The sequence below is a fragment of the Streptococcus hyointestinalis genome (genome assembly GCF_041225505.1).
Classification (GTDB): domain Bacteria; phylum Bacillota; class Bacilli; order Lactobacillales; family Streptococcaceae; genus Streptococcus; species Streptococcus hyointestinalis_B.
Map to the genome: position 1 here is coordinate 1 of NZ_JBCLSK010000025.1, position 20,683 is coordinate 20,683.

The 20,683-nt window shown below is 42.9% G+C and carries 19 protein-coding genes; 15 read left to right on the forward strand and 4 right to left on the reverse strand.

Translation table 11 applies throughout. The features are described 5' to 3' along the window. Positions 1–97 precede the first annotated feature (97 nt). Genes AALA56_RS06795 through AALA56_RS06810 form a run of 4 tightly spaced genes read right to left on the reverse strand, consistent with a single transcriptional unit; the run spans position 98 to position 3,052 of the window. Positions 98–748 carry an amino acid ABC transporter permease gene (locus AALA56_RS06795; protein WP_115268831.1) on the reverse strand — a complete coding sequence of 217 codons (651 nt, stop codon included), beginning with the start codon at positions 746–748 and terminating at the stop codon, positions 98–100. A 9-nt stretch (positions 749–757) separates the two neighbouring features. Further along, positions 758–1,462: an amino acid ABC transporter permease gene (locus AALA56_RS06800; RefSeq protein WP_369909348.1), complete on the reverse strand. Its 705-nt coding sequence runs from the start codon at positions 1,460–1,462 to the stop codon at positions 758–760. Between the two features lie 14 nt (positions 1,463–1,476). After that, entirely contained in the window at positions 1,477–2,280 is an 804-nt protein-coding gene (locus AALA56_RS06805; RefSeq protein ID WP_369909349.1) for a transporter substrate-binding domain-containing protein, read from the reverse strand. Position 2,281: 1 nt separating this feature from the next. Continuing rightward, entirely contained in the window at positions 2,282–3,052 is a 771-nt protein-coding gene (locus AALA56_RS06810) for an amino acid ABC transporter ATP-binding protein (RefSeq protein WP_164683544.1), read from the reverse strand. Between the two features lie 273 nt (positions 3,053–3,325). Between AALA56_RS06810 and yycF the strand changes: the two genes are divergently transcribed. The 15 genes from yycF to ftsY all read left to right on the forward strand — a co-directional run bounded on the left by yycF (position 3,326) and on the right by ftsY (position 20,675). Next, positions 3,326–4,036 carry a response regulator YycF gene (yycF, locus tag AALA56_RS06815; protein ID WP_369909350.1) on the forward strand — a complete coding sequence of 237 codons (711 nt, stop codon included), beginning with the start codon at positions 3,326–3,328 and terminating at the stop codon, positions 4,034–4,036. Then, positions 4,029–5,375: a cell wall metabolism sensor histidine kinase VicK gene (gene vicK, locus AALA56_RS06820; RefSeq protein WP_164683542.1), complete on the forward strand. Its 1,347-nt coding sequence runs from the start codon at positions 4,029–4,031 to the stop codon at positions 5,373–5,375. The genes yycF and vicK overlap by 8 nt, the downstream gene beginning before the upstream one ends. Before the next feature lie 2 nt (positions 5,376–5,377). Further along, a complete protein-coding gene (locus AALA56_RS06825; RefSeq protein WP_369909351.1) occupies positions 5,378–6,190 on the forward strand; it encodes an MBL fold metallo-hydrolase in 813 nt (270 codons plus the stop codon). Between the two features lie 289 nt (positions 6,191–6,479). Next, complete coding sequence (rnc, locus tag AALA56_RS06830; protein ID WP_277280774.1) at positions 6,480–7,172, forward strand: ribonuclease III; 693 nt, start codon at positions 6,480–6,482, stop codon at positions 7,170–7,172. Continuing rightward, positions 7,173–10,709: a chromosome segregation protein SMC gene (gene smc / locus AALA56_RS06835; RefSeq protein WP_369909352.1), complete on the forward strand. Its 3,537-nt coding sequence runs from the start codon at positions 7,173–7,175 to the stop codon at positions 10,707–10,709. It begins immediately after the preceding gene. 118 nt (positions 10,710–10,827) lie between these two features. Next, entirely contained in the window at positions 10,828–12,258 is a 1,431-nt protein-coding gene (locus AALA56_RS06840; protein ID WP_369909353.1) for a 6-phospho-beta-glucosidase, read from the forward strand. A 64-nt stretch (positions 12,259–12,322) separates the two neighbouring features. Then, positions 12,323–12,562, forward strand: coding sequence for a SemiSWEET transporter (locus AALA56_RS06845; RefSeq protein WP_164683537.1), 240 nt, complete (start codon positions 12,323–12,325; stop codon positions 12,560–12,562). A 129-nt stretch (positions 12,563–12,691) separates the two neighbouring features. Then, entirely contained in the window at positions 12,692–13,006 is a 315-nt protein-coding gene (locus AALA56_RS06850) for a PTS cellobiose transporter subunit IIB (protein ID WP_369909354.1), read from the forward strand. Positions 13,007–13,049: 43 nt separating this feature from the next. Further along, entirely contained in the window at positions 13,050–15,053 is a 2,004-nt protein-coding gene (locus AALA56_RS06855; RefSeq protein WP_369909355.1) for a BglG family transcription antiterminator, read from the forward strand. Then, on the forward strand, positions 15,050–15,364 hold the full coding sequence (locus AALA56_RS06860; RefSeq protein WP_164683535.1) for a PTS cellobiose transporter subunit IIA: 315 nt from the start codon (positions 15,050–15,052) through the stop codon (positions 15,362–15,364). Before AALA56_RS06855 ends, AALA56_RS06860 begins: the two co-directional genes overlap by 4 nt. A gap of 14 nt (positions 15,365–15,378) precedes the next feature. Continuing rightward, a complete protein-coding gene (locus tag AALA56_RS06865; RefSeq protein WP_369909356.1) occupies positions 15,379–15,900 on the forward strand; it encodes a hypothetical protein in 522 nt (173 codons plus the stop codon). 18 nt (positions 15,901–15,918) lie between these two features. After that, positions 15,919–17,271 carry a PTS cellobiose transporter subunit IIC gene (gene celB / locus AALA56_RS06870; RefSeq protein WP_369909357.1) on the forward strand — a complete coding sequence of 451 codons (1,353 nt, stop codon included), beginning with the start codon at positions 15,919–15,921 and terminating at the stop codon, positions 17,269–17,271. 155 nt (positions 17,272–17,426) lie between these two features. Further along, entirely contained in the window at positions 17,427–18,239 is an 813-nt protein-coding gene (locus AALA56_RS06875; RefSeq protein WP_369909358.1) for an HAD family hydrolase, read from the forward strand. Next, on the forward strand, positions 18,220–19,050 hold the full coding sequence (locus tag AALA56_RS06880) for a Cof-type HAD-IIB family hydrolase (RefSeq protein ID WP_369909359.1): 831 nt from the start codon (positions 18,220–18,222) through the stop codon (positions 19,048–19,050). Before AALA56_RS06875 ends, AALA56_RS06880 begins: the two co-directional genes overlap by 20 nt. Further along, positions 19,050–20,675: a signal recognition particle-docking protein FtsY gene (gene ftsY / locus AALA56_RS06885; protein WP_369909360.1), complete on the forward strand. Its 1,626-nt coding sequence runs from the start codon at positions 19,050–19,052 to the stop codon at positions 20,673–20,675. Before AALA56_RS06880 ends, ftsY begins: the two co-directional genes overlap by 1 nt. Positions 20,676–20,683: the final 8 nt, after the last annotated feature.

Genomic DNA, 20,683 nt, shown 5'->3' on the forward strand with positions numbered 1-20,683 from the left:
TAGACATATGAAAACTCCCCTTATAGTTTCTAGTGAATTTTTGTTTTTTCACTGTCTACTATATGGGGAGTATATCAGAAAATGAGTTTCTTTTTGTTTATTCTGCTGCCTGTGCCCAGCGTTTTGCCAAGTGGCGTGAGAACATGGAAATGGCAAAGTTAATGACAAAGTACAGTCCAGCAACGATACCGTAAAGGGTAAAGACCTGACTCGCTTCAAAGTAGCGTCCCATCAAGATCTGGCTCTTACCAAATAACTCTTGGATGGCGATAACAGAGTAGAGAAGTGAGGTGTCCTTGATGACCGTTACAAACTGTGAGATGATGGCAGGCAACATCTTGCGAAAAGCTTGTGGAAAGACGATATAGATAAAAATCTGATAGTTGGTAAACCCTTGAGCAAGACCAGCCTCAGTTTGTCCATGGTCAACGGCATTAAGTCCTCCACGGATGATTTCAGCAAGAGCTGCTGACGTAAAGACTGTAAAGGCAGTGATACCAGCGGGTACAGACTTCATTTGAAAGACTAGGAAGATAATGAAAATCCACAGCAAGTTTGGCACATTACGCACAAACTCGATGTAAATGCTGGCTAAGATTTTGAGTAGACGATTGTGGCTATTGCGCATAACAGCAAGGATGGTTCCAAAAATTGTAGAGAGCACAATAGCAAAAAATGAGATATAAAGTGTCAATCCCAACCCTTTTAGGATAAAGATGAGATTACTTTGGGTTAAAACTTGTGACATAATCCCTCCTTATAGTGAATACGAATCTTTATTGGCTTCTTCCATGCGACGTGCCCAAGTGGCAAGCGGGAAGCACATGATAAAGTAGAGAACAGTCGCTCCGATAAAGGCTGGCACGTAGTTAGTGGTGTCGTAAGCCCAAGCCTTTGCGACTAACATGATGTCAGCTCCAGAGATAATGGCAACTGTTGATGTGTTTTTAATTAAGTTAACCACTTGGTTGGTCATCGGAGGTAGGATAGTTCTGATGGCTTGTGGCAAGATAATCATCCCCATGGTCTGTGGATAAGTAAACCCTTGCGACAAGGCAGCCTCAGTCTGTCCACGTGGTACTGCCTCGATTCCTGAGCGGATAACCTCAGCGATATAAGCACCGTGATAAATCCCCACACAGATAACAGAGGTAAAGAAAGCGTTAATCATGATACTACCGTCAGACACTATAGCCAGTCCGTAGTAGACCACCACAAACTGAACTAGAAGTGGTGTATTTTGGAAAATCTCGACGTAGACACGTGCGATAGCACGCAAGAGTTTGTTTTTAGTAGATGACATAGCGCCAAAGAGAATTCCAAGCAATAATGCTAGAATCAAAGCACCAATAGACATCCCTAGCGTGTAGACAAAGCCCTTTGCAAATTCACCAAAGTTGGCAAAGAAATCAGCCCAACGTGACAATGCAAACGGACTTGCAGTTGAAGTTAAATATACCATTAGGCGATTCCTCCTTATGAATTGGCTTTTGCAGGGGTGAGATTGTATTTTTTATAAATCTTCTCAAGACTGCCGTCTTTTTTCCATTTAGCAAGGAGCTTATTGATGTAGCTCGTGATCTGTGTGTTGGATTTTTTAGTGGCAATCCCGTATTCTTGCGTATTAAAGCCGTCTTTTAAAATGGTCGTCTTTGAGCTGACATATCCAGAAAGGATAGACTTATCCACTGAAAAAGCGTCGATACGCTTAGCATAAAGGGCAACAGCTAGCTCAGGAAAACTACCAAGCTGCATATACTTAAAGGTCAAGCCGTGCTCTTTTGCGTAAGCTTCAAGATTACTCTTAGTTGTCGCTCCTTGAGAAACGCCGATGGTTTTACCGTTCAAGTCAGAGATTTTGGGAATGCCGCTGTCTTTACGGACGAGAAAGCCAATCTCATCGTAGTAGTAAGGGTTTGAGATGCTGTAGTTTTGCTTACGCTCGTCTGTGATGGTGTAGGTTCCGATGAGGATATCGATTTGCCCATTATCCATCAAGGGTTCACGTGTTTGTGTGGTAACAGGGACAAAGCTGATTTTAACTCCCATAGCTTTGGCGATTTTTTTAGCGATATCAATCTCCATTCCTTCGTAGGAGTTACTATCAGCGCTGTAGTAGCCAAAGTTTGGGACGTCCTGTTTGACCCCGACCTTTAGGACACCTGCTTCTTGGATTTTTTTGATTTGCGCAGGAGTGTTGTCAGCCTTGGCAGCTGTTGGCAAGACCATAAGCAAAGCAAGAAGGGTGAGGATGATGGAGGCTAGTTTTCTTTTTTTCATACTATTCTCCTTTGGCATTGACACGTTCGCTGGTGTGATTGATGATATTACTCAAGAACTGTCTAGCACGTGGCTCAGTTGGATTGTCAAAGAAACCTTGGACATCCGTTGTATCCACTAAGATTTGCCCCTCAGCCATAAAGATAATGCGGTCAGCCACTTCACGGGCAAATCCCATCTCGTGCGTAACGACAACCATGTTCATGCCTTCACGAGCAAGGTTTTGCATGACAGTAAGCACATCGCCGATAGTCTCAGGGTCAAGCGCAGATGTCGGCTCATCAAAGAGAAGAAGCTTAGGGTGCATAGCCAGTCCACGAGCGATAGCAACACGTTGTTTTTGACCACCAGAGAGCATACCTGGATAAGAGTCCTTACGATCCCACATGTTAACGTAGGTCAAGTATTTTTCAGCGGTTTCTTCGGCTTGCTTTGGTGAAATGCCTAAAACTTTAATAGGTGCAAGTGTTACATTTTCTAACACTGTTTTGTGAGGATAGAGATTGAAATGCTGGAAGACCATACCAACTTCTTTACGCAATTGAACCAATTCTTTGTTCGAAGCGTTAGCAAGTTCGTGTCCATTTACGATTAAACTTCCTGTTTCAATAGACTCAAGCGCATTCATAGTGCGGATAAGGGTTGATTTACCAGAACCTGAAGGTCCTAAGAGAACAACGACCTGTCCCTCTTCAATCTCAAGATTGATGTCACGAAGTGCATGATAATCACCATAGTATTTGTCGACATGCTTGTATTCGATAAGTGCCATAGTATTTCCTCCTACTTTTCAGTAAATAACAGAGAAATCTCTGTTAGATTTTATAACATAACTATTGTAGCATGAATTCCAGCAGACGTCAATGTTTTCAGAAAATTTATAAAATAAATAATGTGATGAGAAACAAAAAGTAAACAAACCTGTTAAGAAATGTCTAATGGTGTATTTATTGTTGAAAATTTGGTATACTATAGGTTAGATTCGTGTATGAATAAATTTTTTGCCTGTTTTCTTACATTTTGCAGGCATTTACAGGAGGGCGATATGAAAAAAATTCTAATCGTTGATGATGAAAAACCTATTTCAGATATTATTAAATTTAATTTGACCAAGGAAGGCTACGACGTTGTGACAGCCTTTGATGGCAATGAAGCGCTTGAGGTTTTCAATCAAGAAACACCAGACCTTATCATTCTGGATTTGATGTTACCAGAAAAAGATGGGCTTGAGGTGGCACGCGAAATCAGAAAGACTAGTCATGTGCCGATTATCATGCTATCAGCTAAAGATAGTGAGATTGACAAGGTTATCGGACTTGAAATCGGAGCAGACGACTATGTGACCAAACCTTTTTCAAACCGTGAATTACTAGCTCGTGTCAAGGCACACCTACGTCGCACAGAAAACATCGAGTCCGCTGTCGCAGAGGAAAATAACGAAGCTGGCTCTAACATTATCACTATCAATAATCTCCAAATCGTCCCAGACGCTTTTGTTGCTCGTAAGCATGGTGAGGATATCGAGCTAACCCACCGTGAGTTTGAGCTTTTGTATCACCTAGCTACACACGCAGGTCAAGTCATGACACGTGAGCACTTGCTTGAGACTGTGTGGGGATATGATTATTTTGGTGATGTGAGAACGGTTGATGTGACGGTTCGTCGCTTGCGTGAAAAAATCGAAGATACACCAAGTCGTCCAGAATACATCTTGACACGTCGTGGTGTGGGTTATTATATGAAAGATTATGGCTAATACCTTAGGAAATCTTAAAACATTTGAGTTCATACTCTTAGTTTTACTGGCTTTTGTTGGACTTTATTTTATCTTTTTGACTTATCGTGATATTCGTTTGGTGAAAAATCTTCGCCTCCTCACAGATAAGGTGCGAGGGATGATTGAGGGAAAACAGTCTGTCGATGTTGAGCTAAAAGGTGAGCCAGAGATGGTTGAGCTTGGCAAGAGCTTAAATGAGCTCAACCAAGCTTATCAAAAGACACACGATAGCCTCGCTCAAGAGAAAAATCGACTGGCAAATATTCTCACCTACATGACTGATGGCGTTCTAGCTACTAACCGAGCAGGGCGTATCACCATGATTAATGAGATGGCACAAAAACAGTTCAATCTCTCAGAAAAAGAAGCTCTTGGAAAGTCTATCATGGCTATTTTAGGGGATGATGTGGATTATTCCTTTCGGGAGCTGGTGGAAAAGACGCCTGACTTGACGCTCTACCGCAGGGATGAGATGGGTGAGTTTATCACACTACGCATTCGTTTTGCCAGAAACCGTCATGACAGTGGTTTTGTGACGGGACTTGTTGCGGTTTCACACGATGCGACAGAGCAGGAAAAGGAAGAGCGTGAGCGCAGGCTCTTTGTCTCTAACGTCAGCCATGAGTTGCGTACCCCCCTGACCTCTGTCAAGTCTTATCTCGAAGCCTTGGACGAAGGAGCGCTAAAAGAAGAAGTCGCTCCTAGCTTTATCAGAGTGTCGCTTGATGAGACCAACCGCATGATGCGTATGATTTCAGACCTCTTAGCACTGTCTCGTATTGACAATCAGGTGACGCAGCTAGAGGTGGAGATGACTAACTTCACCGCCTTTATCACAGCTATTCTCAATCGCTTTGACCAAATCACAGCGCAACAATCCACTCATAAAAAGATTGAAATTATCCGAGATTATCCGCTGAGCCCGATTTGGACAGAGATTGACACCGACAAGATGACTCAAGTTTTAGACAATATCCTAAACAATGCCATCAAATATTCGCCAGACGGCGGTAAGGTCACCGTCAGTATGCAAACAACGGAAAGCCAGTTGATTTTATCCATCTCTGACGAGGGCTTAGGGATTCCAAAAAAAGATTTGCCTTTGATTTTTGACCGTTTTTACCGTGTGGACAAGGCACGTAGCCGTGCACAAGGTGGTACAGGTCTTGGTTTATCCATTGCCAAGGAAATTGTCAAGCTCCACAAGGGCTTTATCTGGGCAAAGAGCGATTATGGCAAGGGGTCAACCTTTACGATTGTCTTGCCGTATGACAAAGAAACCGTCGTTTATGACGAATGGGAAGAAGAGGAAGATTAAGCATGCTTGAAGAAAAAGGGTTTCAGTACAGTATTTTAGCTTCTGGTTCTAGTGGCAATGCCTTCTACGTCGAAACACCTAAACAAAAGCTCTTGATTGATGCGGGATTGACTGGTAAAAAAATTACCAGTCTTTTAGCTGACATCGGACGCACACCAGAAGATTTGGACGCTATCTTAGTGACACATGAGCACTCTGACCACATCAAAGGTGTCGGCGTTCTCGCCCGCAAATACAAACTCGATGTCTATGCCAATGAAGCAACGTGGAAAATCATAGACGACAAAAACATGATAGGAAAGCTTGATGTTGCACAAAAGCATGTCTTTAGGCGTGACAAGACGCTTACCTTTGGTGATTTGGATATTGAGAGCTACGGGGTGAGTCACGACGCTGTTGATCCGCAGTTTTACCGTCTGATAAAGGATGACAAGAGCTTTGTCATGCTGACAGACACAGGCTATGTCAGTGACCGTCTAGCAGGTCTGATTGAAAATGCAGACGCTTACTTGATTGAGTCTAATCATGATATTGATATTTTGCGCTCGGGGAGCTATCCGTGGAGTTTGAAGCAGCGGATTTTGTCTGATAAAGGACATCTCTCCAATGAAGACGGCGCAGAAACCATGATTAGAACAATCGGTCAACGCACAAAAAAAATCTATCTTGGACATTTGAGCCAAGAAAATAATATAAAAGAATTAGCGCATATGACGATGGAGAACCAACTCATGTCAGCCGACTTTGGCGTTGGCAGTGACTTTAAGGTCTTAGACACATCGCCAGATCATGCGACCCCTTTGACACGGATTTAGAGGAGAGTGGGACAAAAATCGGTCATTTCGTAGAAATGCGATTTTGTCGTCCCACCTCTGCAAAGTTGAGTAGGGTTCTAAAAGTTGATTTATCAACGTATTAGAGCCCACTCGACCACTGCGTCTCGCATATAAATCTATAAATTGAGAAGCTGAAAACTATTTGCCTCAGCTTCAAAAGAGGTTTTTCACAAACAAAGCCTCTTTTTCATTTTTTGATATTTTTGGTATAATTTTTGGTATAATAAGAAAGACTTTTATATAGACAGGAAAGGGAGAATAAAAAATAATGAAAACATTAGAAGAAAAACTGTCAATAGACTATGGCATTGTCTTTGATGATAAATCTTTATTAGACACGGCTTTTACACATACATCCTATGCGAACGAACACCGTCTCCTAAAGATTTCACATAATGAGCGTTTGGAATTTTTAGGAGACGCTGTTCTGCAACTGATTATTTCACGCTATTTATTTGAAAAATACCCGAAAAAACCAGAGGGTGATTTGTCTAAACTACGTTCTATGATTGTGCGTGAGGAAAGTTTAGCTGGCTTTTCACGCTACTGTGGTTTTGACGCTTATGTCAAGCTCGGTAAGGGTGAGGAAAAGTCAGGTGGACGTGAGCGTGCAACGATTTTAGGTGATTTGTTTGAAGCCTTTTTAGGTGCGCTTTTGCTGGATAAGGGAGTGGACGCCGTTGAGACTTTTCTCAATCAAGTGGTCATTCCTCAAGTTGAAAAGGGCAATTACCAAAAGGTGCGTGATTACAAGACTGCCCTTCAAGAACAACTACAGGTCAATGGTGATGTGGCGATTAGCTATCGTGTCACTAAAGAGTCTGGACCAGCCCATGCCAAGGTGTTTGAGGTGAGTGTCTTTGTCAATGACAAGGCAATCAGCTCTGGTAGTGGCAAGTCTAAAAAACAAGCAGAGCAAGCAGCTGCTAAAGAAGCGCTTGAGCGACTGAGTGAGGACTAAATGTTTCTAAAAGAAATTGAGCTGCAAGGCTTTAAGTCCTTTGCAGATAAGACAAAAATTGAGTTCGACAGAGGTGTTACTGCCATTGTCGGACCCAACGGCTCTGGTAAGAGTAACATCACAGAGAGTCTGCGTTGGGCGCTAGGAGAATCTAGTGCCAAGAGTTTGCGTGGTAGCAAAATGCCAGACGTTATTTTTGCAGGGACACAGAGTAGAAAAGCGCTGAACTATGCCTATGTTGCGGTGACACTTGATAACAGCGACCAGTTTATCGAGCAAGCGAGTGAGCTGATACGTGTGGAGCGTCGTATTTTTAGAAATGGCGACAGCGAGTATCTCATTGATGGGCGCAAGGTTCGCTTGCGTGATGTGCATGAGCTGTTTATGGACACAGGTCTTGGACGTGATTCTTTTTCGATTATCTCGCAAGGACGTGTCGAGGAAATCTTTAACAGCAAGCCGCAAGAGCGCAGAGCGATTTTTGAGGAAGCTGCCGGTGTTTTAAAATACAAGACCCGCAAAAAAGAAACACAGACCAAGCTCAATCAAACGCAGGACAACCTCGACCGCCTAGAGGATATTATCTACGAGCTGGATACACAGGTCACTCCACTCAAAAAACAAGCAGAGACAGCCAAGCGCTTTTTGGAGCTGGATGGTGAGCGAAAAGTGCTTGATTTAGCGATTTTGGTTGAGGACATCAAGGAGCAAAAGCTGGCACTTAGCACTCAAAAAGAAGAGCTAAAAGCTGTCAAGGAGAGTTTGTCTGCCTATTACGACAAGCGCCAAAAACTAGAGAACAAAAGTCAGAGTCTCAAGGACAGACGCCGTAAACTCTCAGATAAAAGCTTAACAAAGCAAAAAGAACTGCTGGACGTCACTCAGATAAGTGCTGATTTGGAGCGTCAGATTGAAGTAACCCAGCTTGCTAGTGACCAGTCCACTCAAAAAGCAGCGCAGCTCACGGAACAGGCTAAAAAGCTTGAAGAGACTATTGAGGAAGCCCAGGTTGCCCTAAGTGAAAAAACAGCTAGTCTAGCTAGCCTAAAAGCTAAGCTAGAGCAGGAGCGCTCAAGCATTGCGAGATTAGAGACAGATTTAGAGCAGTATCGCCACAATCCTGACCAGCTCATCGAGCAGTTGCGTGAGCAGTTTGTGGATGTAATGCAAAAGGAAGCAGAGCTTTCTAACCAAAAAACAGCTCTCAAAGCGCAAAAAAATAGTCAAGAACAGCAGTCCGCTTTTAGACAAGAAGAAATCCAGCAATTAGCGCAAGAGCTCTCTAAGCTCAAAAAAGAAGAAACAAACCAGCAGGCACTATTAGAGGACGCCAGTCGGTCTGTCAAAGAGCTATTAGAGCAGTACCAAGAAAAGGCAACAGCGCTTGAAAGTGCTGAAGCAACTTATCGCACTCAGCAAGACCAGCTTTTTAAGCAACTGGATAATATCAAGTCTAAAAAGGCGAAAAAAGCGAGCCTTGAGTCTATCTATAAAAAACACAGCCATTTCTACGCTGGTGTCAAGGCGGTCTTGCAAGAAAATAGTCTGACTGGCATTATTGGTGCGGTTAGCGAGCACCTCTCCTTTTCACCACGCTATCAGACAGCGCTTGAGATAGCGCTTGGTGCGAGTAGCCAGCATATCATCGTTGAGGATGAAAATGCAGCCAAGCAGGCAATTGCTTTTCTAAAGCAAAACCGACGTGGGCGAGCGACCTTCTTGCCACTGACGACGATTTCTTCTCGCCAGTTGGCTTCACATCAGCTTGAAAATTTGGAGACTAGCCAAGGGTTCTTGGGGATTGCTAGTCAGTTGGTCAGCTATGAGCCTAAGTTATCGCACATCATGAGTAACCTCCTTGGTTTGACGGCGATTTTTGATAGCATTGAGCATGCTAACCAAGCTGCCAAGCGCCTATCCTATCGAGTGCGTATAGTGACCTTGGATGGTACAGAGATTAGAGCTGGCGGTTCCTTTTCAGGCGGAGTCAATCGTGGCAATAACACGACCTTTATCAAGCAAGAGCTCGACCAAGTGGAAAAAGAGTTGAAGACGCTTGAAGAAAAGCAAATAGCTCATGAAAAGGAAGTTGCTTCGCTAAAAGAAAGGCTGGAATCTGAGAGAGAAAAAATTGCCCTTATCAAGGAAGAAGGCAATCAAAAGAGATTAGAAGAACAGGCAGCTCAACTGTCCTACAAGCAAGTCACTGAGCGTTTATCAGATGTTGAGGAGACTTATCAAACCCTGAAAAATCATGTTGAGAATGAGTCAGAGCCTGCTTTTGACACTCTTTGGCAGGAGCTAGAAGAGGAGCTAAATGAGCTAGCGCAGAAAAAAAGTATGCTCTCACAGCAAATCGAGCAACTCAAGACCGACAAGGACAGCTTTGACACTGGTGTGGCTCGTCTGTCAGAGCAGTTATCGCAGGCAAAATTGCAGGAGCGTGAACTGCTTAGTGAGCTGAAGTTTGAAAAAGCCAACCAATCTCGCCTAAAAGCTGATGTAGAGAGCTACCAAACAGAACTCACCAGTCTAACAGCAGCCCTTTCTCAGCAAGACCAAGCTGATGATAGCCTCTTGCCACGCTTAAAAGCACAGCTAGAGCAGGCAAGAGAGCACAAAAGCAGCTTGGAGCAAGAGCAGATTAGTCTGCGTTTTGAGTTAGAAGACCTTGAAGCACAAATCGATGAGACCGATCAAGCGCTAGCAAAAGAAAGCCAGCAAAACGAGCAATTCATCCGCAAGCAGGCGCAGATTGAAGCTATGATTGAGACTATTGAAAAGCAGTTGCGTCAATTTGCTCGTCGCTTGAGTGAGGAGTATCAGTATACTCTAGAAGACGCCAAGGAAAAAGCACATGCGCTTGAGAACCTTGAGCTTGCTAGAGAGCAGCTGCGCACACTTCAGCGTCAGATTAAGGACCTAGGTCCTGTCAATCTGGACGCTATTGAGCAGTTTGAGGAGGTCAGTCAGCGGCTTGATTTCCTCAACACGCAAAAAGAGGACTTGGTAGACGCCAAAAATCTCTTGTTGACGACGATTTCAGATATGGATGAGGAGGTCAAACAACGCTTTAAGCTGACCTTTGAAGCCATTCGAGAAAGTTTCAAGCAGACCTTTACGCAGATGTTTGGCGGAGGAAGCGCCGACTTGATCTTAACGTCTGAGGACTTGCTGGAGGCAGGCATTGAGATATCAGTGCAACCTCCAGGCAAGAAAATCCAGTCGCTCAACCTCATGTCCGGTGGTGAAAAAGCCTTGTCCGCTCTAGCTCTGCTATTTGCCATCATCCGTGTCAAGACTATACCGTTTGTTATCCTAGATGAGGTCGAAGCAGCACTCGATGAGGCAAATGTCAAGCGTTTTGGGGACTACCTCAACCGCTTTGACCAGTCTAGTCAGTTCATTGTCGTGACACACCGCAAGGGCACCATGGCAGCAGCTGACAGTATCTATGGGGTCACCATGCAAGAATCTGGTGTCTCACGTATCGTCTCCGTCAAGCTAAAAGACGCCGAAAGCTTGACGACGGCTTAATAGTCGTGACTTATAGATAGTATGAGAAATTTCCTCATTTTTGAGGAAATTTTTTATATGTTCAAAAGTGTAACCGCTTGCTATAATAAAAGAAAAAGCAAATTAGGAGGACTTGAGGATGTCAACACTACCAAAAGATTTTTTATGGGGCGGTGCAGTCGCTGCTCATCAGCTAGAAGGTGGCTGGCAAGCAGGTGGTAAGGGCGTTAGTGTAGCAGATGTCATGACAGCAGGTCGTCACGGTGTAGCACGTGAAATTACAGCAGGTGTAATGGAAGGAAAATACTATCCCAACCATGAAGCTATTGATTTTTACCATCGTTACAAGGAAGACATCGCCCTCTTTGCAGATATGGGCTTTAAGTGCTTTAGGACGTCAATTGCTTGGACCCGCATTTTTCCTAAAGGCGATGAGCTTACTCCAAATGAAGAGGGGCTCCAATTTTATGATGATCTCTTTGACGAGTGCTTGAAATATGGTATTGAGCCTGTGGTCACCCTGTCTCACTTTGAGCTGCCTTATCACTTAGTGACGGAGTATGGTGGCTTTCGCAATCGCAAGGTTATTGATTTCTTTGTCTGTTTTGCAGAAGTCTGCTTTAAGCGCTACAAGGACAAGGTCAAATACTGGATGACCTTTAACGAAATCAACAACCAAGCCAATTACCAAGAGGACTTTGCACCTTTTACCAATTCAGGCATTGTCTACACTGATGAGGATAATCGTGAGGAGGTCATGTATCAGGCAGCCCACTATGAGCTGGTGGCGTCAGCCCGTGCGGTCAAGATCGGGCATGACATCAATCCAGACTTTCAGATTGGCTGTATGATTGCTATGTGTCCTATTTACCCAGCCACCTGCAATCCCAAGGATGTCCTCTTAGCACAAAAGGCCATGCAAAAGCGTTATTACTTTGCGGATGTTCATGTGCATGGCTTTTATCCAGCGCATATCTTTAAATATTGGGAGCGCAAGGGCTACGAGTTGGATATAACTGAGGAGGATAAACAGGACTTGCTGGCTGGTACGGTGGATTACATCGGCTTTAGCTACTATATGTCCTTTGCTATTTCTTATCATCGAGACAATCCGCATTATGACTACATTGAGACAGAAGATCTGGTCAAAAATGACTATGTCAAGGCTTCGGAGTGGGACTGGCAGATTGATCCAGAAGGTCTTCGCTATGCTCTCAATTGGTTCACAGATATGTACCATCTGCCTTTGTTTATTGTGGAAAATGGTTTTGGTGCCATTGACCAAGTAGCAGAAGACGGCATGGTGCACGATGACTATCGGATTGACTACCTAGCAGCTCATATTGCTGAGATGAAAAAAGCAGTCATTGAAGATGGGGTTGATCTCATAGGCTACACTCCTTGGGGCTGTATTGATCTCGTCTCTGCGGGGACTGGCGAGATGAGAAAGCGCTATGGCTTTATCTATGTAGACAAGCACGATGATGGGACAGGTACCTATGCCCGCAGTCCCAAGAAATCCTACGCTTGGTACAAGCAAGTCATCGCAACAAATGGTGAAGAATTGTAAGACAAAAGAGAAAGTGACAGCTGTTGCTTTCTCTTATCTTTAGGAAAATAGAAAGGAAACCAGCATGATTGGTGCAATCGCAGCGGTGTTAACGACTCTAGCTTTTTTGCCACAGGTGATCAAGACCATCAAAACCAAGGATACATCAGGGATTTCCCTAGGCATGTATGCTATGCAGGTGACAGGAATTGGGCTTTGGCTGGCACACGGGATTCATATTGGCGATATGCCGCTTATCCTAGCTAATAGCATTTCCCTTGTCCTGTCAGGGACGATTTTGTACTATAAGGTTCGGTCTTCGTAGGGATTGATTTTTGACTTGCGGAAATACACGAAAAAATTTCCGCATTGAAACGGAAGAAAAAGCTATTTACAATGTAAGCGTTTTATATTATCATAATCTTATCATAAAATAGTAAAAGGAGTCCATATTATGGCAAAAGCATTGATTATTTGTGCAGGTGGGATGTCATCATCAATGATTGCAAAGAAAACCGCTACACTTCTTCAAGAACAGGGAGAAAACATCGAAATGGATGCTGTAGGTGTCCCAGAAGGTCAAAAACGTATTGAAGCAGATAAATATGACCTTTATCTGGTCAGCCCACAAACAAAAATGAATTTCAAGCAATTAGCAGATGCAGCTGCTAAAACAGGAAAACCTATTGTCCAAATTCCTCCGCAAGCCTATGTTCCTATTCCTATGGGAATTGAAAAGATGGTTAAATTAGTCAAGGAAAATATCTAGTCACTGTTTCTCAAAATGCTTGCCATTTTGGCTGGGGGTTGTGGTGTTACATCAAAAAGAAATGCGGATGCTCCAGTTTTTAGTGGAGAATAAAAAACGATTTGTCACTAGTAAAGAGTTAGCTGCTTATCTTGGTTGTTCTGATAGAACAGTACGCACTTACTATAAGACGATTTTAGATTATCTAAAAACAGCCTATGACGGTGTGACTGTTTCTTCTAAACCAGGTCGGGGCTATCAGCTTAAGGTTGATAATGAGGATGTTTATGCGACTTTCTTAGAAGAAAATCCGATCAATGAACATGGTGTTTGCTGTAGCGAATCCATTGATATCAATGATCGATACAACTATCTTTTAAACAAACTGCTCTTTGAGCAAAATGAGATTTACTTTGATGACTTAGTTGATGAGCTTTATGTCAGCCGCTCGACCTTATCAGCAGATTTCAAGAAGATACGATGTAAGTTAGTTCCTTATCATCTCAAAATTGAAAGCAAGGCAAATAAAGGTGTCTTTGTAACAGGCTTAGAGCGTGATAAAAGACGATTTATCATCGATCATTTTATAGATTCTGGTTTTATTCACACCATGCACTCTTATGTGGATAATCGTTTGTTAAATCAGGTGATTTCTTTTGAAGAGTTGACAATCATTGTCTTGGATGAATGCCGTGAGGCTCATTTGAAATGTTCTGACTTTGCGATTCAAAATTTGATTATTCATATTGCATTGACCATTCGGCGGGTGACAGAGGGTTTTCAAATTTTGCAGATTGATGAATCAGCCCATTTACAAAATTTGCCTGAGAGAGAAGTCGCTCATCGTATCTTAAATCGCATTTCAACGGTAACTCATATTGATTTTCCGATAGAAGAGGTGGATTACATTACCCTTCATTTGGTATCTAAAGGTTATGGTTTATCGCATGGGCATTTTAGCAATTCATCTGAGATGATTCGTCAAGAGTTATTGCAAGCGCTTCATAAGGTGAATGATGAGGTGGAAGTGGATTTCCAACTGATCGAGGGACTAGTTGCCCACCTTGCTACTTTGCTTATTCGACTAGAAAATCAAGTCGTTTTGGAAAATCCTTTAAGCGATGACATTCAAACAAAGTATCAGGATATGTTTTACTTGGGACGTCGCATTATGGACGCTATGCCAACTTTTAAAACTTTCAATTTGTCAGACCATGAAATCGCTTATGTTGCCCTGCATTTTATGGCAGCAAAGGAAAGGAAGAAAGAGGAGAAAAAGTTCAACATTTTAGTTATTTGTGCAACGGGTTATGGAAGTGCGCAAATGCTAAAAAGCCGCATTATCAACGAATTAGGTAATCTAGTCCATATTGTCGATGTGATTGGTTATTATGAAATTACGGATGAAAAACTCCAAGGGATTGATTTCATTATATCATCCATTGATTTGTCGAATTTAATTTTTAATATGCCTGTTTTTACGGTTTCAGTCTTTCTTAAAGAGGAAGAAGTTCAGAAAGTGCGACACGAGATTTCCTGCCTAAGAAAGTCTGATAAGGAAACGATCGTCCATTCTGATGAAAAGGCGATAGACGATATAGAAAGTCAGTTTGATGCTTATTTCTCAGAAAAATTATTTTTATACTTGGGCAAAGCAGATAAGGATTCAGTTATTAACAATCTGCTAGCTAGTATGGCTGAAGGAGAGGGAGAGCACTTTGTGGAGAGGATGCAAAAAATGCTAGCCCAGCGTGAATCGATGAGTTCTGTCATTTTTAGTGACCGTGTTGCAGTCCCTCATCCGATAAAAGCAGTTGCTAGCAAACATCAAATTGGTGTTGCTATCATTAAGGATGGTTTGAGATGGAATGCTGACTATCCTCACATCCAATTTGTCTTTTTGTCCTCAATGTCCATCTATGACAATGACGGTTTACCCGAGCTTGTTTCTTACATCGTAGATTTGGTTGATCGAAAAGACATTCAGGAGCAGCTCTTAGATTGTCAAACATTTGAACAGTTTAAGGCATTATTTTTGAAAATAAAAGAAAGGAAACCGCATCAATGAACACAGAAGAGTTGCAAGTGGCAGCTTTTGAGATTATTTTGAACTCAGGAAATGCCAGAAGTATTGTACACGAAGCCTTTGAAGCGATGCGAGAAGGCAAGTACGATTTAGCTACAGAAAAACTAAAGGCTTCTAACGAAGAGTTACTCAAAGCCCATCAAGCACAGACCGATCTTTTACAAGAGTATGCTTGTGGTACAGAGATTAATGTTGAGATTATCATGGTACATGCCCAAGACCACCTCATGACCACTATGACACTCAGAGAAGTGGCGCTTGAGATGTTGGAATTGTACAAGAAAGTGGGATAAGGAAAGGAAGCCCAATGCATAAGAAAAATGTTAGAGAAACGCATTCTCAAAAATCAAGAGAGATATTAAAGAGAGAAACGGCTTTAAAAAACTCTTTTTTCAATCGTTATATGCTGTTTAGGTATTCTTTGGCATTGTTTTTCTTTTCTAATGTCTATTGGCTTATTATCTTATGGACGCAAGTGAGTTTTTATATTATCATTCCGATAATTTTGCTTATCTTTATTGTCTGGTCTTATGCAGAGCAGTTTAGGATGTATGGGACAAAAAACGTTTACTTGACAATAACGAGAGGGACACTTTATTTTCAAGGGATAGTTCAGCTGTTGCTACTTTTAATGATTGTTATGACCAATCAATTTTCAACGCTGTTTCCGATTTTTGCGGACAATCAAGTCGGTCATCTCTTTATTGCGATTATCTTGATCTTAGGTTTACTACTTGTTTTCTATAATTTAGGAAGAATACAAGAGATTTTAGCCAATAAAGATAGGTATTATGTGCAGTTTCAAACGATTAAAAAATATCATTACTAATATTTAGGAGGAGTTCTCATGGACGAACAAAAAGGATTCTTTGGTCTGTTGGACAAATATCTGATGGGACCAATGGGAGTTATTGCGCAGTACAAGGTTGTGCGTGCGATTACGGCTGCAGGTATGGCAGCAGTTCCATTTACAATTGTTGGGTCAATGTTTTTAGTATTCAGCATTTTGCCGCAATCTTTTAAATTTTGGACTGTTGTTGCCCAGCTATTTTCAGCAACATTTGATAAATTTACAGACTTGTATATGGTTGCTTATTATGCCACTATGGGAGCCTTATCTCTATACTTTGTTTTATCAATGGCGTATGAATTGACGAAAATTTACGCAGAAGAGGAAGACCTAGATTTGAATCCTCTTAACGGTGCTTTACTTGCCTTGTTTGCTTTTATCATGACGGTTCCTCAGATTGTTTTTGATGGTGGTGTCATGTCAGCGGTGACAAGTTTGAAAGAAGGCAGTGTTATTGTAGATGGTTGGGGGATGTCTAATGGTGTCACTCGTTTTGGAACGGGTGGGATTTTCACAGGGATTATCATAGCTGTTATCACCGTCTTACTTTATCGAATGTGTGTAAAGCACAACTGGGTTATCAAAATGCCTGAGTCTGTTCCAGAAGGTGTCTCTCGTGGCTTCACAGCTCTTATTCCGGGGTTTGTAGTAGCCTTTGTGGTTATTCTGATTAACGGTGCTTTTGTTGCGCTAGGAACAGACATATACAAGGTCATTTCTATTCCGTTTTCATTTGTCGGTCACCTGACAAATACATGGATTGGGCTTGTCATCATCTATTTATTGACACAAGCTCTTTGGATTGTCGGTATCCACGGTGCCAATATCATCTTTGCTTTTGTCAATCCAATTGCTCTTGCCAATGTAGCAGCCAATGCAACTGAAGGAGCACGCTATATTGTTGCAGGTGAATTTTCAAATATGTTTGTTATTGCTGGTGGTTCAGGGGCTACACTAGGTTTGTGTATTTGGTGTGCTTTCAGAGCTCGTTCTCAACAATTAAGCGCTATCGGAAAGGCCTCTGTTGTGCCAGGTATCTTTAATATCAATGAACCTTTAATCTTTGGTTTGCCTATTATCTATAACCCAGCTCTAGCTATCCCATTTATCTGCGCTCCAATTGTTTCAATGACGATTTATTACTTTGCGATGAAATTAAATCTCATTCATGCCATTGTAGCTCAAGTGCCATGGCCTACGCCAGTAGGGATTGGGGCATTTATTGGTACGGCAGATGTCAAAGCTATTCCTTTAGCGATTATCTGTGCTATTGCAGCCTTCCTCGTCTATTGGCCATTTCTTCGTCGCTATGATAGACAACTCTTAAAAGAAGAAGGTCTAGCTGAGTAATAGACAAGGAAAAATCAATCGTCTCCGTCAAGCTAAAAGACGCTGAAAACTTGACAGCAGTTTAGTAACTTTCTTTTAGAATAAAAGGGCTTTTTCGGTCAAGAAAGCCCTTTTTATGATACAATAGAACTATATTGCCTATGAAAGAGATGGATATGATAAAACTAGTAGCAACTGATATGGATGGCACTTTTTTAGATGCCAATGGGACTTATGATAAGAAGCGCCTGCAAAAGGTCTTAGCAGGTTTTAAGGAAAAAGGGATTTTATTTGTTGCGGCGTCTGGTCGCTCACTCCTTGCCCTAGAGGATTTGTTTGCCGATTTTCGTGACCAGATGGCTTTCGTCGCTGAAAATGGCAGTGCTTTAGTGGTTGATGGTGAGTTGACTTTTGAGGAACATTTGACCAAAGAGAAATATCTAGAAATCACTCAGCTTCTCGCTTCTAGCCCTTATATGAACGGACACGATTACCTCTTGTCAGGAAAAAACGGGGCTTACGTCCATCAAGACGCCAGCGATGATTACGTGAATTTTATCTCAAACTACTATGAGAATGTTCAGCGTGTGCCGTCTTTTGAGGATGTGGATGATGTGATTTTCAAGCTGACGGCGAATTTCACAGCAGAAACGGTGCGTGAGGGTGAAAAATGGGTGACCGAGCGTCTGTCCTATGCCAATGCAGTAACAACTGGTTTTCAGTCCATTGATATTATCCTAAACACAGTCACCAAGCGAACAGGACTCGAGGCTCTTTGTGAGCAATTGCATATCAAGCGAGAAGAAGTCCTTGCTTTTGGGGACAATCTCAATGACTATGAAATGCTAGAGTTTGCCGGCACCGCTATTGCTACAGACAACGCACGTGATGAGATAAAAGCGATTAGCCAAGAAGTGATTGGTCCTTGTGAGGGTGAGTCTGTGATGACCTATATGGAAGAGATGTTAGATGACAAGAAAAGAAATTAAGATTATTGCCATTGACCTTGACGGCACTTTGTTTAATGCCAAAAAAGAAGTCAGCGAGGAAAACCGCAGAGCGCTTGAGCGTGCTCGCCAAAAAGACGTTAAAGTCGTCATCACGACCGGTCGCCCGCTAAAAGCGATTGGCAACCTCCTGTCTGATCTTCACTTGGTGTCTGACGAGGACTACTGTATCACCTTTAATGGTGGACTTGTGCAGCGCACGACAGGTGAAATTTTGGACAAGTCTGCTCTGACCTACGAGGACTTGAAGGTCATTCACTCTTACCTAGAGCCACTGGGGCTTCCCTTTGATGTGCTGAGTGACGGTATCGTCTATAGTCTGCCGTCTAGGGGCAATAAATCGCTCTACCACACAGCTAATCCCTTGCTGACCTTTGTCGAAGTGGAGCGCTTTGAGGATATTCCCCTAGATGTCCCTTACAATAAAGTGGTGACGGTGACAAATGAGCACTTTTTAGATGAGCAATTAACCAAATTGCCAGAAGCTGTTTATAGCGATTATGAAGCCTTCAAATCACGGGAAATCATCTTTGAAATCATGCCTAAAGGCGTGCATAAAGCCAGCGGCTTAGCGCACCTCTGTGAACACCTAGGATTGACAAGTGACAATGTCATGGCGCTAGGTGATGAGGCAAATGACATCAGCATGCTTGAGTGGGCAGGGCTAGGTGTCGCTATGGCAAATGCCACAGACCAAGTCAAACACATCGCAGATAAGGTGACCACACGCAGCAATGAAGAATCCGGCGTTGCCGAAGCGATTGAACAGTATGTATTAAGAGAGGAAGACTAATGGGTTTATTTGACCGATTATTTGGACGTAAAAAAGAAAACGAGAGCGATGTTACAGACACAGCGCTCACAGAAGAACAATCATCAGAGTTAGAAATGAGCAGTGAGCTTGTGGAGGAGGAAGCGACTTCTGAAATAGTAGAAGATACTGTTATCACTGAGAAAGTCACAGAAAGTCTTGAAATCAGTGAGAAAGAGGACGCTATCCAAAACTCAGAGTCCCCAGTTGAGGTTGTAAGCGTTGTAGAGGAAGTTGAGCTAGAATCAGAACCTGCGATTGCCGAAGAAACGACTGAAACCAGCGAAGAAGTAGCTGTGTCTCAAGACTCAGTTGAAGATGAACCAACTCAACAATCAGAAACACCAGTCGAAGTTACTACAACCGTTGTTGAAGCAGTTGAGCTAGACACTCCACAGGAGCAAGAAGATACGGTTGAGGAGGAAACTGAGTTCTCTGAAGCGACCAGTGACAGCGAGGAGATAGCTAGCTCACAAGCACCTCTTGAGAGCGAAGCATCTGCTGTAGTAGAGGACGCTTCCAAGGAAAAAACAACACCGTCTAAAGCTGAGCAAGATTTCATGGCGGAATACTACGCCAAGCGTGCTGCTATTGAAAAATCGCTTGCTGACGGGACATTTGAGCAAAATAAAGCTGACAAAAAGGAAAGCTCTGCAGAAGAGCCTGTCGTCGAAGTCGTTGAGACGACCGAGGAAAAATACAACCGCAGCTTGAAAAAAACACGTACAGGCTTTGGCGCAAGGCTCAATGCTTTCCTTGCCAATTTCCGTCGTGTGGATGAGGATTTCTTTGAAGAGCTGGAGGAGCTGCTTATCCTGTCGGACGTTGGGGTCAATGTGGCAACACAATTGACAGAGGATTTGCGCTATGAAGCCAAGCTAGAAAATGCCAAGAAAGCCGATGAGCTTCGCCGTGTCATTATCGAAAAGCTGGTGGACATTTACGAAAAGGACGATGTCTACAATGAAAGCATCAATTTCCAAGACGGCTTGACCGTCATGCTCTTTGTTGGTGTTAACGGTGTCGGCAAGACCACCTCTATCGGAAAGCTGGCTTACAAGTACAGGCAAGAAGGCAAGAAAGTCATGCTGGTTGCAGCTGATACTTTCCGTGCTGGAGCCGTGGCGCAGTTGGTTGAGTGGGGTCGCCGTGTGAATGTGCCTGTCGTGACAGGACCTGAAAAAGCAGACCCAGCCAGTGTCGTCTTTGACGGTATGGAAAAGGCTGTCGCTGAACAGGTAGATATTCTCCTCATTGATACCGCAGGACGCTTGCAAAATAAAGACAATCTCATGGCAGAGCTTGAAAAGATTGGACGTATCATCAAGCGTGTCGTCCCAGACGCACCGCACGAAACCCTACTAGCGCTCGACGCCTCAACGGGACAAAATGCGCTGAGTCAAGCCAAGGAATTTTCAAAAATCAAACCGCTCACAGGTATCATCCTCACTAAAATTGACGGTACCGCAAAAGGTGGTGTGGTGCTCGCCATCCGCCAAGACCTGGATATCCCAGTCAAGTATATCGGCTTTGGTGAGAAAATCGATGACATCGGTGAGTTCCACTCAGAAGACTTCATGCGTGGTCTTTTGGAGGATATTATCTAAAGAAAACA